This is a genomic window from Salmonella sp. WC3 (genome assembly GCF_042932255.1).
Lineage (GTDB): Bacteria > Pseudomonadota > Gammaproteobacteria > Enterobacterales > Enterobacteriaceae > Salmonella > Salmonella enterica.
Genome location: NZ_CP170629.1, coordinates 174,208 through 188,184, shown reverse-complemented (window position 1 = coordinate 188,184; position 13,977 = coordinate 174,208). Strand labels below are relative to the sequence as shown.

Genomic DNA, 13,977 nt, shown 5'->3' with positions numbered 1-13,977 from the left:
ATTCCGGCCATTATGCAGGCCGGAACGATGTTCAGAAAGGTTGAGAATAGAGGCGCTGGCGCTGCACATTTGTTGCGTCAACGCACTGTAACGCACTGGTCGGGCAGGCTTCCACGCACGCCGGCCCCGCTTCCCGATGCCAGCAAAGATCGCATTTAATCGCCTGCGCGCCTGACGCGGACGTCACCACGGTCATCGCACCAAACGGGCAAGCCAGCATACAGCTTTTACAACCAATGCAGCGCGATGGCGTCACGAAGATATGCCCCCGATCACGGCGAATCGCCTGTACCGGGCAGACATTCGCGCACGGCGCGTCCTCACACTGATGGCAGACCGTGGCCGTGGTGAAGCTATCCTCTTTTATCACCCGGATACGCGGCACAAAGTCCGCCGTCGTCACCGCCGCGCTATTCTGCTGTTCCTGGTGCGACACCACGCAGGCGACCTCGCAGGTACGACACCCGATACACGCCGACGCATCCGCCATAATAAACCGGTTCATTGTTCTCCCCCTGCGTTAAAACGCCAGAATGCCAGAGAGCCATTCCCCGCCGCTTTGATCCCACTACGCAAACGGACAAATTTTGTCAGATGCCTGATAAAACCTGGCGAGCTGTCTTATTCGCGAACGGTAAATCCCAGCTCATTAGAGATAGCCTGTGCGGTTTCACGCAACGGTTTGAGCAGATTTTTCTCGCCGATCTGTTTTAGCCGTGACGTCGACAGCGAAATAGAAATGGCGTAAGGCACTCGATGGTGAATATCAAACACAGGCACGGCAATACAGGAGACGCCCAGTTCATTTTCTTCGCGGTCCATCGCCATGCTGGTTTCACGAATTTGCGCCAACTCATCGTACATTGCTGGTAAATCGGTAATGGTGTTGCGAGTCAGCGGCTGGATCTGATCTTTATGGTTTTCCCAGTAAGACGCCACATAATCCGGCTGACCAAACGCCATATAAATTTTCCCCATCGCCGAGCAGTACAGCGGCATATGCTGGCCAATGTAGGCACGCGTGCGCAGCATACCGGTGGTCGGTTCCAGCTTATAAATCAGGATAGCGTGGTCATCTTCACGGCTGGAAAAATTCACCGTCTCGCCGGTGGCCAGGTTGAGCGCCTCAAGGTGCGGTGCCGCAACGTGGATGATATTCAGCGATGACAGGGCTTTTTGGCCGACGGCAATAAACTTTGTCGTCAGACGGTAGCTTCCGGCCGCCGGCGCTGGCGTCACGTATCCGCAGGATTGAAGCCCCTGCAACAACCGATGGACGGTACTCTTGTTCAACCCCGCCAGCTCCGACAGGTGCGCCAGCGGGCAACCGTTCGGGTAGTTACTCAAAATTTCTATCAACATCAGGCCACGAAACAGGCTCTGACTCCCCGCAGGCTTCTCTTTATCGTTGTTCTGGCTCATCAGAAAACTCTCTCCTTTCTTGGGCGATCAGATGGTAGCTCAAAGTGTGTTGCAGTTCACGATATCAGCATAAAAAACATAACCCGATGATTTTAATCATTTTTAAAAACCTTCTCTGGCGTTGCCATGTCAATTTTTGATCTATATATTTGGAACTACATTTCGCATTATGAAATTTATAGACAAAAAAACATACTAAAATTTCTAACAATCGACCAGGAGAACAGGGATGAAAGTAACTTTCGAAGAGTTAAAAGGGGCCTTCTACCGCGTCTTGCGGTCGCGGAATATTGCGGAAGATACCGCCGACGCCTGCGCGGAAATGTTCGCTCGCACCACCGAGTCCGGTGTCTATTCCCACGGCGTGAACCGCTTTCCCCGCTTCATCCAGCAACTGGATAACGGCGACATTATTCCTGATGCTAAACCGCAGCGGGTTACCAGCCTCGGCGCCATCGAACAGTGGGATGCTCAGCGCGCTATCGGCAACCTGACGGCGAAAAAGATGATGGACCGGGCCATCGAGCTGGCTTCCGATCATGGTATTGGCCTGGTGGCGTTACGTAATGCTAACCACTGGATGCGCGGCGGCAGCTACGGCTGGCAGGCGGCGGAAAAAGGCTATATCGGCATTTGCTGGACCAACTCCATCGCCGTCATGCCGCCGTGGGGCGCGAAAGAGTGCCGTATCGGTACCAATCCGCTGATCGTCGCCATCCCTTCCACGCCGATCACGATGGTAGATATGTCGATGTCGATGTTCTCCTACGGCATGCTGGAGGTTAACCGTCTGGCGGGCCGCGAACTGCCGGTGGACGGCGGTTTCGACGATAACGGTCAGTTGACCAAAGAACCGGGCGTGATCGAGAAAAATCGCCGCATTTTACCGATGGGTTACTGGAAAGGATCTGGTCTGTCGATTGTGCTGGACATGATTGCCACCCTGCTTTCCAACGGCTCTTCCGTTGCCGAAGTGACCCAGGAAAACAGCGATGAATATGGCGTCTCGCAGATTTTCATCGCCATAGAAGTGGATAAGCTGATCGATGGCGCAACCCGCGACGCCAAACTGCAGCGGATTATGGATTTCATCACCACCGCTGAACGCGCCGACGACAACGTCGCGATTCGGCTGCCCGGCCACGAATTTACCAAACTGCTGGATGACAACCGCCGTCACGGTATCACCATTGACGACAGCGTCTGGGCTAAAATTCAGGCGCTGTAAGGAGCCACATCATGATTTTTGGACATATCGCTCAGCCTGATCCGTGCCGGTTACCGTCGGCCATAGAGCAGGCGCTCGATTTCCTGCGTAATACGGACTTTCGCACGCTCGAACCCGGCGTAGTGGAAATCGACGGCAAAAATATCTTCGCGCAGATTATCGATATGACCACCCGCGATGCTGCTGAAAATCGTCCGGAAGTCCATCGCCGCTATCTGGATATTCAGTTTCTGGCATGGGGTGAAGAGAAAATTGGGGTTGCCATTGATACCGGTAATAATCAAATCAGCGAGTCATTATTAGAACAGCGCGATATTATTTTTTATCACGACAGTGAACATGAATCATTCATTGAAATGATACCGGGAAGTTATGCCCTGTTTTTCCCGCAGGATGTTCATCGTCCAGGTTGTAATAAAAGCATTGCTACGCCGATACGGAAAATAGTCGTAAAAGTCGCCATAGACGTTTTATAAAATAGAGTTTACTGGAGCACAAAATGAAAAATAATACCGGTTATATTATCGGTGCGTACCCTTGTGCACCCTCATTTCACCAGAAGAGTGAAGAGGAAGAGACGGAATTCTGGCGGCAACTCTCTGATACTCCGGATATCCGGGGGCTGGAGCAGCCTTGTCTTGAACATCTTCACCCGCTCGGCGACGAGTGGTTATTGCGCCATACACCGGGAAACTGGCAAATCGTGGTCACCGCGATAATGGAAACCATGCGCCGCTGTAGCGAAAACGGCGGTTTTGGATTAGCGTCCAGTGACGAGGAACAGCGTAAAGCCTGCGTGGAATACTACCGTCATCTTTATCAGAAGATCAATAAAATCAATGGGAACAATACCGGCAAAGTCATAGCCCTTGAGCTTCATGCCGCCCCGCTGGCGGGCAATCCGAACGTGGCGCAGGCAACCGACGCCTTTGCGCGCTCATTAAAAGAGATTGCCAACTGGGACTGGTCCTGCGACCTGGTGCTTGAACACTGCGACGCGATGACCGGCCCCGCACCGCGCAAAGGATTCTTACCGTTGGTAAACGTACTGGAAACTATTGCCGACTATGACATAAGCGTCTGCATTAACTGGGCGCGCTCGGCTATTGAAGGGCGGGATACCTCTCTACCGCTGATCCACACGCAGCAGGCCAAACAGGCTGGAAAACTCGGGGCGCTGATGTTCTCCGGTACAACGCTGGATGGAGAATACGGCGAATGGCAGGACCTCCATGCTCCGTTTGCACCTTTCTGTCCACAAAGTCTGATGACGGAGAAACATGTTAAAGAACTGATTACCGCCGCCGCTCCCGAACTGTTGCAGTTTACCGGTATTAAATTGTTGGAAATCAATGCCAGTGCCGATATTAATCACCGCATAAATATATTACGCGATGGTATTAACATGATGAAAAAGGCCACACGCCGCTAACCTGAATTAAACATCATCACCTTAATTCTCGGCCTGCAACTCAACGTTGCGCCGACCTAATATAAACCAAACATAAGAAATTAAGTTCCACTATTCAGCATCGAAAGAAATAAGTTTCTATAACCTGATGGAGTCGTTATGAAGCGGGTACTTGAGGGCATACTTGCGGTATTAATTGCCGTACTTTCCTGCATTGTATTTATTAACGTTATTTTACGTTACGGTTTTGAGAGCAGTATTTTGTCGGTAGATGAACTATCACGTTATCTATTTGTATGGCTGACGTTTATTGGCGCCATCGTTGCATTTATGGATAACGCTCACGTTCAGGTCACTTTTGTGGTGGAAAAACTTTCGCCAGCGAATCAGCGTCGACTCTCGCTGCTGACACATTCGCTGATTTTATTGTTATGCATCGCATTAGGCTGGGGCAGCCTGCAAAAAGCGTTGCAGGACTGGAGCGATCACTCGCCAATCCTCGGTTTACCGATCGGCCTGATGTATATCGCCTGTCTGCCCACAAGCGTTGCCATCGCGTTAATCGAGCTGCGTCGGCTTTATCACTTAATAACGCGTAACGATTCCTTTCAACAACCACAGCAAGGAGCCTAATCATGGCCGTGGTGATATTTCTCTGCTGCCTGCTCGGCGGGATCGCGATAGGTTTACCCATCGCCTGGTCGCTGCTGCTTTGCGGCGCTGCTCTGATGGCATACCTGGATATGTTTGACGTGCAGATTATGGCGCAAACCCTGGTTAACGGCGCGGACAGTTTCTCCCTACTGGCCATTCCCTTTTTTGTTTTGGCCGGTGAAATCATGAACGCGGGCGGCCTGTCAAAGCGAATTGTCGACCTGCCGATGAAGCTGGTCGGCCATAAGCCCGGCGGCCTGGGCTACGTGGGCGTTATTGCGGCAATGATTATGGCCAGCCTTTCCGGCTCTGCGGTAGCAGATACCGCTGCGGTCGCCGCGCTGCTGGTGCCGATGATGCGCTCCGCAAACTACCCGATCAACCGCTCCGTTGGGTTAATCGCTTCCGGCGGGATCATTGCGCCAATTATTCCCCCCTCGATTCCTTTTATTATCTTCGGCGTTTCCAGCGGCTTGTCGATCAGCAAGCTGTTTATGGCCGGGATCGCACCGGGCATCATGATGGGCGCGGCGCTTATGCTCACCTGGTGGTGGCAGGCCGGGCGATTAAATCTCCCTTCTCAGCCTAAAGCAACACCGCGTGAAATCTGGCAATCATTGGTTTCAGGTATCTGGGCGCTGTTTTTACCGGTGATTATCATTGGCGGCTTCCGTTCCGGACTTTTCACGCCAACGGAGGCAGGGGCGGTCGCCGCGTTTTACGCCCTCTTTGTCGCCGTGGTTATCTATCGGGAATTAACGTTTTCCAGTCTCTACCACGTGCTGGTCAATGCCGCCAAAACGACGTCAGTCGTCATGTTTCTGGTGGCCGCGGCCCAGGTATCCGCCTGGCTGATTACGATCGCGGAATTACCCATGATGGTGTCAGATTTGCTGCAGCCGCTGGTCGACTCTCCGCGACTCTTATTTATCGTCATTATGATCTCAATTATGGTCGTCGGTATGGTGATGGATTTGACGCCAACGGTGTTAATTCTTACCCCTGTATTATTGCCATTAGTTAAAGAAGCCAATATTGACCCGATTTATTTCGGCGTCATGTTCATTATTAACTGCTCTATTGGATTAATCACACCGCCCGTTGGCAACGTCCTCAACGTTATTTCCGGGGTAGCAAAATTGAAATTTGATGACGCGGTAAGAGGCGTATTCCCTTACGTTGTCGTCCTGATGTCGCTGCTGGTTTTATTTATTTTTATTCCCGAGCTAATTATCACACCGCTTAAATGGATTAATTAAAGGATAATATTATGAAATTACACGTTATTGCTCGTTCATTATTGATAGCTGGTCTGACGGTTTTCAGCGTGTCGTCTCTGGCGGCGCAATCTTTACGTTTTGGTTATGAAACACCGCAAACTGACTCCCAACATATTGCCGCGAAAAAATTTAACGAATTATTAAAAGAAAAAACTAACGGCGAATTAACGCTAAAACTCTTTCCTGACAGCACATTAGGTAACGCCCAGGCAATGATCAGCGGGGTGCGCGGCGGAACCATTGATATGGAAATGTCCGGTTCGAACAATTTCACCGGTCTGGCCCCTGTATTCAACTTACTTGATGTCCCCTTCCTGTTTCGCGATACCGCGCATGCGCATAAAACGCTCGACGGTAAAGTCGGCGATGAACTGAAAAAATCACTCGATTCAAAAGGGTTAAAAGTCCTCGCCTACTGGGAAAACGGCTGGCGCGACGTCACCAACTCCCGCGCGCCGGTAAAAACGCCGGGCGATTTGAAAGGCTTAAAAATCCGCACTAACAACAGCCCAATGAATATCGCGGCCTTTAAAATCTTCGGCGCGAACCCTATTCCGATGCCGTTCTCCGAAGTCTATACCGGCCTCGAAACCCGTACGATTGATGCCCAGGAACACCCTATCAACGTCGTGTGGTCAGCGAAATTCTATGAGGTACAGAAATACCTCTCCCTCACTCATCACGCCTATTCGCCTCTGCTGCTGGTGATCAATAAAGCCAAATTCGACGCTTTAAGCCCGCAGCTCCAGGAGGCACTGCTGAGTTCCGCCAAAGAAGCGGGTGACTACCAGCGCAAACTGGTCGCCGAAGATCAGCAAAAAATTATCGATGGCATGAAAGAAGCCGGAGTTGAAGTCCTGACCGATATCGACCGTAAAGCCTTCAGCGATGCGCTGGGCAGCCAGGTGCGCGATATGTTCCTGAAAGACAACCCGCAGGGCGCCGATCTCCTGAAAGCCGTGGACGAGGTGCAATAAGTCATGAGCAACTACTGGCTGGGGTTAGATTGTGGTGGGAGTTGGCTAAAAGCCGGGTTGTACGATGGCGCAGGCCGGGAAGTAGCGGTGCAACGCCTGCCGCTGCACGCTTTAAGCCCGCAGCCAGGCTGGGTTGAACGCGATATGACCGAACTGTGGCAACAGTGCGGCTCGGTCATCAGCAAACTGCTGACGCACACGGGGGTGAGCGGCTCACAAATCCGCGGTCTGGGTATTTCCGCTCAGGGTAAGGGCCTGTTCCTGTTAGATAAAAGCGATCGGCCATTAGGTAAAGCGATACTCTCTTCCGACCGTCGCGCCATGGAAATTGTCCAGCGCTGGCAAAAAGAAGCGGTTCCGCAAAAACTCTACCCGCTGACTCGGCAAACCCTGTGGACCGGGCATCCAGTCTCCCTTTTACGCTGGGTAAAAGAGAATGAGCCGCAGCGCTACGCGCAGATAGGCAGCGTCATGATGACGCATGACTATCTGCGCTGGTGCTTAACCGGCGTGAAAGGCTGTGAGGAGAGCAACATCTCCGAGTCCAACCTCTACAACATGGCGACGGGCCAGTACGACCCGCGCCTGACCGAGTGGCTGGACATCAGTGAAATCGATAGCGCGCTGCCCCCCGTGGTGGGTTCAGCCGAAATATGCGGTGAGATCACCGCTCAGGCAGCCGCCATCACCGGTCTGGCAGTGGGTACCCCCGTCGTCGGCGGCCTGTTTGATGTGGTTTCCACCGCCCTTTGCGCCGGTATTGAGGATGAATCAACGCTCAATGCGGTGATGGGTACCTGGGCCGTCACCAGCGGCATCGCTCACGGTCTGCGCGACCATGAGGCCCATCCTTACGTCTATGGCCGCTACGTCAATGACGGGCAGTATATCGTTCACGAAGCCAGCCCGACCTCCTCCGGCAACCTCGAATGGTTTACCGCCCAGTGGGGCGACCTCTCTTTTGACGAGATCAACCAGGCGGTCGCCAGCCTGCCGAAAGCCGGTAGCGACCTCTTTTTTCTGCCGTTTCTCTACGGCAGCAATGCCGGGCTGGAGATGACCTGCGGCTTTTACGGCATGCAGGCGCTGCACACCCGCGCCCACCTGCTGCAGGCGATTTATGAAGGCGTGGTCTTCAGCCATATGACCCACCTCAACCGCATGCGTGAACGCTTTACCGACGTTTGCGCCCTGCGCGTTACCGGCGGCCCGGCCCACTCCGACGTCTGGATGCAGATGCTGGCGGACGTCAGCGGTTTACGCATTGAGCTGCCGCAGGTGGAGGAGACCGGCTGCTTCGGCGCGGCGCTGGCTGCCCGCGTCGGCACCGGCGTATATCGCGATTTCCGCGAGGCCCAACGCGACCTGCAGCACCCGGTGCGCACGCTGCTGCCGGACATGACCGCGCACGCCCTCTACCAGCGCAAATACCGCCAATACCAGGATTTGATTGAAGCACTACAGGGCTATCACGCCCGTATTAAGGAGCACGCATTATGAGCCGACCATTACTGCAACTGGCGCTCGACCACACCAGTCTGGAAGCAGCCCAACGCGATGTCGCCCTGCTACAGGATCATGTCGATATCGTTGAGGCCGGAACCATCCTTTGTTTAACCGAAGGCCTTAGCGCGGTGAAAGCCCTGCGAGCGCAGTGCCCGGAAAAAATCATCGTCGCCGACTGGAAAGTGGCCGATGCCGGTGAAACCCTGGCGCAGCAGGCTTTTAGCGCTGGCGCTAACTGGATGACTATCATCTGCGCCGCGCCGCTCGCGACCGTCGAGAAAGGCCATGCCGTCGCGCAATCCTGCGGCGGTGAAATTCAAATGGAGCTGTTCGGCAACTGGACGCTGGACGACGCCCGAGACTGGTATCACGTCGGGGTTCGCCAGGCGATTTACCACCGCGGACGCGATGCGCAGGCCAGCGGGCAGCAGTGGGGCGAAGCGGACCTGGCGCGTATGAAGGCGTTGTCCGACATCGGCCTTGAACTATCGATTACCGGCGGCATTACCCCAGCGGATCTGCCGCTGTTCCGCGACATTAACGTTAAGGCATTTATCGCCGGACGTGCGCTGGCAGGTGCCGCCCATCCGGCGCAGGTCGCCGCCGAATTCCACGCCCAAATTGACGCCATTTGGGGAGAAAAGCATGCGTAATCATCCATTAGGTATTTACGAGAAAGCACTGGCGAAAGATCTCAGTTGGCCAGAGCGGCTGGTGCTGGCAAAAAGCTGCGGTTTTGATTTTGTCGAGATGTCGGTGGATGAAACCGACGAACGTCTTTCTCGCCTGGAGTGGACGCCAGCCCAACGTGCATCGCTGGTGAACGCGATGCTGGAAAGCGGCGTCGCTATCCCGTCAATGTGTCTCTCCGCCCATCGCCGTTTCCCTTTTGGCAGCCGCGACGAAGCGGTACGCCAGCGGGCGCGTGAAATCATGACCAAAGCCATTCGCCTGGCGCGCGATCTCGGTATCCGCACCATTCAGCTGGCAGGTTACGACGTCTATTACGAAGAACACGACGAAGGCACCCAGCAACGTTTCGCCGAAGGGCTGGCGTGGGCGGTGGAACAGGCCGCAGCGGCGCAGGTGATGCTGGCGGTGGAGATCATGGATACCGCGTTTATGAACTCCATCAGCAAGTGGAAAAAGTGGGACGAGATGCTTTCGTCACCGTGGTTCACCGTCTACCCGGACGTCGGCAACCTCAGCGCCTGGGGGAACGACGTCACCGCCGAGCTGAAGCTGGGTATCGACCGTATCGCCGCTATCCACCTGAAAGACACGCTGCCAGTGACTGGTGACAGCCCCGGCCAGTTCCGCGACGTGCCGTTTGGCGAAGGATGCGTTGATTTTGTTGGCATCTTCAAAACGCTGCATGAGCTGAATTATCGCGGTTCATTTCTGATTGAGATGTGGACAGAGAAAGCCAGCGAGCCGGTGCTGGAAATTATCCAGGCGCGACGCTGGATTGAATCACGGATGCAGGAAGGAGGTTTCACATGTTAGAGCAACTGAAAGCCGAGGTGCTGGCGGCCAACCTGGCCCTCCCGGCGCACGGGCTGGTCACCTTTACCTGGGGCAACGTCAGCGCGGTCGATGAGACGCGCAAACTGATGGTCATCAAGCCTTCGGGCGTTGAATATGAGGTGATGACCGCCGACGATATGGTGGTGGTAGAGATCGCCAGCGGTAAGGTCGTTGAAGGCAACAAAAAACCGTCGTCCGATACCGCGACCCATCTGGCGCTCTATCGCCGCTATCCGCAGATCGGCGAGATCGTTCATACCCATTCCCGCCATGCGACGATCTGGTCGCAGGCCGGGCTCGATCTGCCCGCCTGGGGCACCACCCACGCCGACTATTTCTATGGCGCGATCCCCTGTACCCGACTGATGACCGTTGAGGAGATTAACGGCGAGTACGAGTATCAGACCGGCGAGGTGATTATTAAAACCTTTGAAGAGCGCGGTCTGGATCCGGCGCAAATCCCGGCGGTATTGGTTCATTCGCACGGCCCGTTTGCCTGGGGTAAAAATGCCGCCGATGCCGTCCACAACGCCGTGGTGCTTGAGGAGTGTGCCTATATGGGGCTGTTCTCGCGCCAGCTGGCCCCCCAACTGCCGGATATGCAACCGGAATTGCTCGATAAACACTATCTGCGTAAACACGGCGCGAATGCCTATTACGGGCAGTAATGCCGGCAGCCACAGCCTGTGTCAGATGGCGGCTGCGCCTTATCCGACCTACAAGATGTGCAATATCAATACGTTGTGATGAACTCTTGTAGGACCGATAAGCAAAGCGCCATCGGGCATTCAGTTTGCAACCGCGTTGTCAGAGGGCCAAAGATTATACTCAAGAATTAACGTGTTCCTTACTGTAGCGCCGCTTCCAGGCGGTAGGCGTCAGGCCGGTGTGCTTGCGGAAGATCTGGCGAAAGTAACCAACGTCATTAAAACCGCACCGTTCCGCCACCTCTTTTAACGAACGCGCGTCGCTAATCAGCAACTTTTCCGCCTCGCGCACCCACTGGCGGTGGATGGCTTCCGTTAGCGTAAGGTGAAATACCCGCCGATAAACGCGTCCCAGATAATCCACATTGCAATGCAGTTCTTTCGCCAGAACCGAGCTGGAAAGCGGCAGGTGATAGTGCGTTCGAATCAGCTGCTGCACTTTCCAGGCCAGCGACACGCCAGCGGCCTCGGCGTTTTCATTCTGCCGGGCGTCAACGGTGAGCTGCTGCAAAATCAGCAGCACGATGAACTCCAGCGCCGGGCTGCGCTGGTGCTTTTCCTGCTCGTTCATAAACTGGCGAAAAAGCGCAATCAGCGCCTGTGGATCGGCAACCTGGGTATGCTGCGGCACGGAAAGATGCGTCAGCCAGCGCGGGTCGCTGTCCGGCGCTTTGACCTCAAAATGGAGCCAGTAAAATTTAAGATCGGCGGGAAACTCCTCAACGCCAATATGGCGGCAATGCGGCCAAAGCAACAGGCTTTCCCCGGCGTCGACACAGAAAACACATTCTTCTTCCTGAATTTTCAGGCAGCCTTTTTCCACAAATATAATTTCCCACGATTGCAGACGCCTGGCAGGATGACGCCCAATGCCGCGAGAAATAAATAATCCGCCGTTTTGGACTTTAATCGGTAATGTCATGGATAATTCGAGCATTAATATGTCATTTCCCGCTCATTCAGCACCGTATTTCATATTAGCTTTTGATTATTAACTAAAAATAGTCCTTTCACTCGATCCATCTCACATTTTTAAATACGGGTCGGAATCGTCATCTTTTTTTACTCTTTTATCGCCTTGTCGCTCACCGCTATCTGGGCAAAATGAATCAGGTCATAACGCGAAAATAAAAATTACTGCCATAAAATACCCCGTCAGCGAGGAATATCTATGACCTCTACAGCCTTAAGGAGCACGAAATGAACGTACTGGAAGTCGATCTGCATAAACTGACGGTCAGCGATCCGTTCCTCGGACAGTATCAACAACTGGTTCGCGATGTGGTTATTCCTTACCAGTGGGATGCGTTAAACGATCGTATTCCAGAGGCTGAACCCAGCCATGCCATTGAAAATTTCCGCATTGCCGCAGGCCAGCAGACGGGCGACTTTTACGGCATGGTCTTTCAGGACAGCGACGTGGCGAAATGGCTGGAAGCGGTTGCCTGGTCACTGTGCCAGAAGCCCGATCCAGCGCTTGAGAAAACCGCCGATGAGGTGATTGAACTGGTGGCCGCCGCGCAGTGTGACGATGGCTATCTCAATACGTACTTTACGGCAAAAGCCCCGCAAGAACGCTGGAGCAACCTGGCGGAGTGCCATGAGCTTTATTGCGCCGGGCATCTGATTGAAGCGGGCGTCGCCTTCTTTCAGGCCACCAGCAAGCGTCGGCTGCTAGACGTCGTTTGTCGCCTGGCCGATCATATCGACAGCACTTTCGGCCCTGGCGAAAATCAGCTGCACGGCTATCCGGGCCACCCGGAAATTGAGCTGGCGCTGATGCGTCTGTATGAGGTAACAGAGCAGCCGCGCTATATGACGCTGGCAAGCTACTTTATCGGGCAGCGCGGCACCCAACCGCACTTCTACGACGAAGAGTACGAAAAACGCGGCCAGACCTCGTACTGGCACACCTACGGCCCGGCGTGGATGGTCAAAGACAAAGCCTACAGCCAGGCGCATCTGCCAATTTCGCAGCAGCAGACGGCCATTGGCCACGCGGTACGTTTTGTCTATCTGATGACTGGCGTGGCGCATCTCGCTCGCCTGAGCAACGATGAAGGCAAACGCCAGGACTGCCTGCGTCTGTGGAAAAATATGGCGCAGCGTCAGCTGTATATCACCGGAGGCATCGGTTCCCAGAGCAGCGGCGAAGCCTTTAGCAGCGATTACGATTTACCGAATGATTCGGTCTATGCGGAAAGTTGCGCTTCAATCGGCCTGATGATGTTCGCCCGCCGGATGCTGGAAATGGAAGCCGATAGCCAGTACGCCGACGTGATGGAGCGCGCGCTGTACAATACCGTCCTCGGTGGTATGGCGCTGGATGGCAAGCATTTCTTCTACGTCAACCCGCTGGAAGTGCATCCAAAATCGTTAAAATTCAACCATATTTACGATCACGTTAAGCCCATCCGCCAGCGCTGGTTTGGCTGCGCCTGCTGCCCGCCGAACATCGCCCGCGTGCTCACCTCTCTCGGTCACTACATCTACACGCCGCGTGCGGATGCGCTGTATATCAATATGTACGTGGGTAACAGCCTGGAAATACCCGTTGAAAATGGCGCGCTCAAACTGCGAATCAGCGGGAACTACCCGTGGCATGAGCAGGTGAAGATTGCCATCGACTCTGTGCAGCCGGTACGTCACACGCTGGCGCTACGCCTGCCGGACTGGTGCCCTGAGGCAAAAGTGACGCTCAACGGGCTGGAAGTGGAACAGGATATTCGCAAAGGTTATCTGCATATCCGTCGAACCTGGCAGGAGGGCGATACGATAACCCTGACGCTGCCGATGCCGGTTCGCCGCGTGTATGGCAATCCGCTGGCGCGTCACGTCGCCGGTAAGGTCGCTATTCAGCGCGGGCCGCTGGTCTATTGCCTTGAGCAGGCCGATAACGGCGAAGAACTGCATAATCTGTGGCTACCAAAAGAGAGTGAATTCCGGGTCTTTGAGGGCAAAGGGCTTTTTGCGCATAAGATGCTGATTCAGGCTGAAGGCGAGAAGCAAAGCGCCCCAGATGCGCAGCATCAGGCGTTGTGGCACTACGATAACGCACCGTCATCGCGCCAGCCGCAGACGCTAACGTTCATTCCATGGTTTAGCTGGGCCAACCGTGGCGAGGGCGAAATGCGGATTTGGGTTAACGAGCGGTAATACTGTGCCGGATGGCGGCTGCGCCTTATCCGGCCTACAAGATTTGCAATATCAGTATATTGCGATGAATTTTTGTAGGCCTGATAAGCGAAGCGCCATCAGACATGAC

General features: G+C 54.3%; 14 protein-coding genes. 11 read left to right on the top strand and 3 right to left on the bottom strand.

All coding sequences use genetic code 11. The annotated features are described in order from the left end of the window. Window positions 1–31: 31 nt before the first annotated feature. Window positions 32–505: a 4Fe-4S dicluster domain-containing protein gene (locus tag ACFK9X_RS00895; RefSeq protein WP_151115258.1), complete on the bottom strand. Its 474-nt coding sequence runs from the start codon at window positions 503–505 to the stop codon at window positions 32–34. A 116-nt stretch (window positions 506–621) separates the two neighbouring features. Next, entirely contained in the window at window positions 622–1,422 is an 801-nt protein-coding gene (gene yiaJ / locus ACFK9X_RS00890; RefSeq protein WP_023138215.1) for an IclR family transcriptional regulator YiaJ, read from the bottom strand. Window positions 1,423–1,651: 229 nt separating this feature from the next. On the opposite strand from yiaJ, the gene yiaK reads away from it, so the two are divergent. The 10 genes from yiaK (at window position 1,652) to araD (ending at window position 10,673) form a co-directional block, all read left to right on the top strand. Further along, window positions 1,652–2,650, top strand: coding sequence for a 3-dehydro-L-gulonate 2-dehydrogenase (gene yiaK, locus ACFK9X_RS00885; protein ID WP_000869008.1), 999 nt, complete (start codon window positions 1,652–1,654; stop codon window positions 2,648–2,650). Window positions 2,651–2,661: 11 nt separating this feature from the next. Further along, window positions 2,662–3,126 (top strand): YhcH/YjgK/YiaL family protein, encoded by a 465-nt coding sequence (locus ACFK9X_RS00880; protein ID WP_000576056.1) that lies wholly within the window; start codon window positions 2,662–2,664, stop codon window positions 3,124–3,126. A 23-nt stretch (window positions 3,127–3,149) separates the two neighbouring features. Beyond that, window positions 3,150–4,082 (top strand): DUF4862 family protein, encoded by a 933-nt coding sequence (locus tag ACFK9X_RS00875; RefSeq protein WP_151115256.1) that lies wholly within the window; start codon window positions 3,150–3,152, stop codon window positions 4,080–4,082. A 138-nt stretch (window positions 4,083–4,220) separates the two neighbouring features. Further along, a complete protein-coding gene (gene yiaM / locus ACFK9X_RS00870; RefSeq protein WP_000832313.1) occupies window positions 4,221–4,694 on the top strand; it encodes a 2,3-diketo-L-gulonate TRAP transporter small permease YiaM in 474 nt (157 codons plus the stop codon). A gap of 2 nt (window positions 4,695–4,696) precedes the next feature. Continuing rightward, window positions 4,697–5,974, top strand: coding sequence for a 2,3-diketo-L-gulonate TRAP transporter large permease YiaN (yiaN, locus tag ACFK9X_RS00865; RefSeq protein ID WP_000301822.1), 1,278 nt, complete (start codon window positions 4,697–4,699; stop codon window positions 5,972–5,974). Window positions 5,975–5,985: 11 nt separating this feature from the next. Beyond that, complete coding sequence (gene yiaO / locus ACFK9X_RS00860; protein ID WP_000766341.1) at window positions 5,986–6,972, top strand: 2,3-diketo-L-gulonate TRAP transporter substrate-binding protein YiaO; 987 nt, start codon at window positions 5,986–5,988, stop codon at window positions 6,970–6,972. A 3-nt stretch (window positions 6,973–6,975) separates the two neighbouring features. Beyond that, complete coding sequence (locus tag ACFK9X_RS00855; protein ID WP_151115254.1) at window positions 6,976–8,472, top strand: FGGY-family carbohydrate kinase; 1,497 nt, start codon at window positions 6,976–6,978, stop codon at window positions 8,470–8,472. After that, complete coding sequence (gene ulaD, locus ACFK9X_RS00850) at window positions 8,469–9,131, top strand: 3-keto-L-gulonate-6-phosphate decarboxylase UlaD (protein ID WP_000089535.1); 663 nt, start codon at window positions 8,469–8,471, stop codon at window positions 9,129–9,131. Before ACFK9X_RS00855 ends, ulaD begins: the two co-directional genes overlap by 4 nt. Further along, window positions 9,124–9,984: an L-ribulose-5-phosphate 3-epimerase gene (locus ACFK9X_RS00845; protein ID WP_001244031.1), complete on the top strand. Its 861-nt coding sequence runs from the start codon at window positions 9,124–9,126 to the stop codon at window positions 9,982–9,984. Before ulaD ends, ACFK9X_RS00845 begins: the two co-directional genes overlap by 8 nt. Then, complete coding sequence (gene araD / locus ACFK9X_RS00840; RefSeq protein WP_151115252.1) at window positions 9,978–10,673, top strand: L-ribulose-5-phosphate 4-epimerase; 696 nt, start codon at window positions 9,978–9,980, stop codon at window positions 10,671–10,673. Before ACFK9X_RS00845 ends, araD begins: the two co-directional genes overlap by 7 nt. Window positions 10,674–10,833: 160 nt before the next feature. Here araD and ACFK9X_RS00835 read toward each other — a convergent pair whose 3' ends face one another. Continuing rightward, complete coding sequence (locus ACFK9X_RS00835; RefSeq protein ID WP_151115250.1) at window positions 10,834–11,649, bottom strand: helix-turn-helix domain-containing protein; 816 nt, start codon at window positions 11,647–11,649, stop codon at window positions 10,834–10,836. Between the two features lie 263 nt (window positions 11,650–11,912). Here ACFK9X_RS00835 and ACFK9X_RS00830 point away from each other — a divergent pair, with 263 nt between their 5' ends. Continuing rightward, window positions 11,913–13,868: a glycoside hydrolase family 127 protein gene (locus tag ACFK9X_RS00830; protein WP_151115248.1), complete on the top strand. Its 1,956-nt coding sequence runs from the start codon at window positions 11,913–11,915 to the stop codon at window positions 13,866–13,868. Window positions 13,869–13,977 lie beyond the last annotated feature (109 nt).

What these genes read in the sequence shown, in the direction of transcription:
- ACFK9X_RS00845 (WP_001244031.1), top strand. Translation starts at nt 9,124, where the DNA reads ATGCGTAATCATCCATTAGGTATTTACGAGAAAGCACTGGCGAAAGAT.
- ACFK9X_RS00895 (WP_151115258.1), bottom strand. Translation starts at nt 505, where the DNA reads ATGAACCGGTTTATTATGGCGGATGCGTCGGCGTGTATCGGGTGTCGT.
- ulaD (WP_000089535.1), top strand. Translation starts at nt 8,469, where the DNA reads ATGAGCCGACCATTACTGCAACTGGCGCTCGACCACACCAGTCTGGAA.
- ACFK9X_RS00875 (WP_151115256.1), top strand. Translation starts at nt 3,150, where the DNA reads ATGAAAAATAATACCGGTTATATTATCGGTGCGTACCCTTGTGCACCC.
- yiaO (WP_000766341.1), top strand. Translation starts at nt 5,986, where the DNA reads ATGAAATTACACGTTATTGCTCGTTCATTATTGATAGCTGGTCTGACG.
- araD (WP_151115252.1), top strand. Translation starts at nt 9,978, where the DNA reads ATGTTAGAGCAACTGAAAGCCGAGGTGCTGGCGGCCAACCTGGCCCTC.
- ACFK9X_RS00880 (WP_000576056.1), top strand. Translation starts at nt 2,662, where the DNA reads ATGATTTTTGGACATATCGCTCAGCCTGATCCGTGCCGGTTACCGTCG.
- ACFK9X_RS00830 (WP_151115248.1), top strand. Translation starts at nt 11,913, where the DNA reads ATGAACGTACTGGAAGTCGATCTGCATAAACTGACGGTCAGCGATCCG.
- yiaK (WP_000869008.1), top strand. Translation starts at nt 1,652, where the DNA reads ATGAAAGTAACTTTCGAAGAGTTAAAAGGGGCCTTCTACCGCGTCTTG.
- yiaJ (WP_023138215.1), bottom strand. Translation starts at nt 1,422, where the DNA reads ATGAGCCAGAACAACGATAAAGAGAAGCCTGCGGGGAGTCAGAGCCTG.
- ACFK9X_RS00835 (WP_151115250.1), bottom strand. Translation starts at nt 11,649, where the DNA reads ATGCTCGAATTATCCATGACATTACCGATTAAAGTCCAAAACGGCGGA.
- ACFK9X_RS00855 (WP_151115254.1), top strand. Translation starts at nt 6,976, where the DNA reads ATGAGCAACTACTGGCTGGGGTTAGATTGTGGTGGGAGTTGGCTAAAA.
- yiaN (WP_000301822.1), top strand. Translation starts at nt 4,697, where the DNA reads ATGGCCGTGGTGATATTTCTCTGCTGCCTGCTCGGCGGGATCGCGATA.
- yiaM (WP_000832313.1), top strand. Translation starts at nt 4,221, where the DNA reads ATGAAGCGGGTACTTGAGGGCATACTTGCGGTATTAATTGCCGTACTT.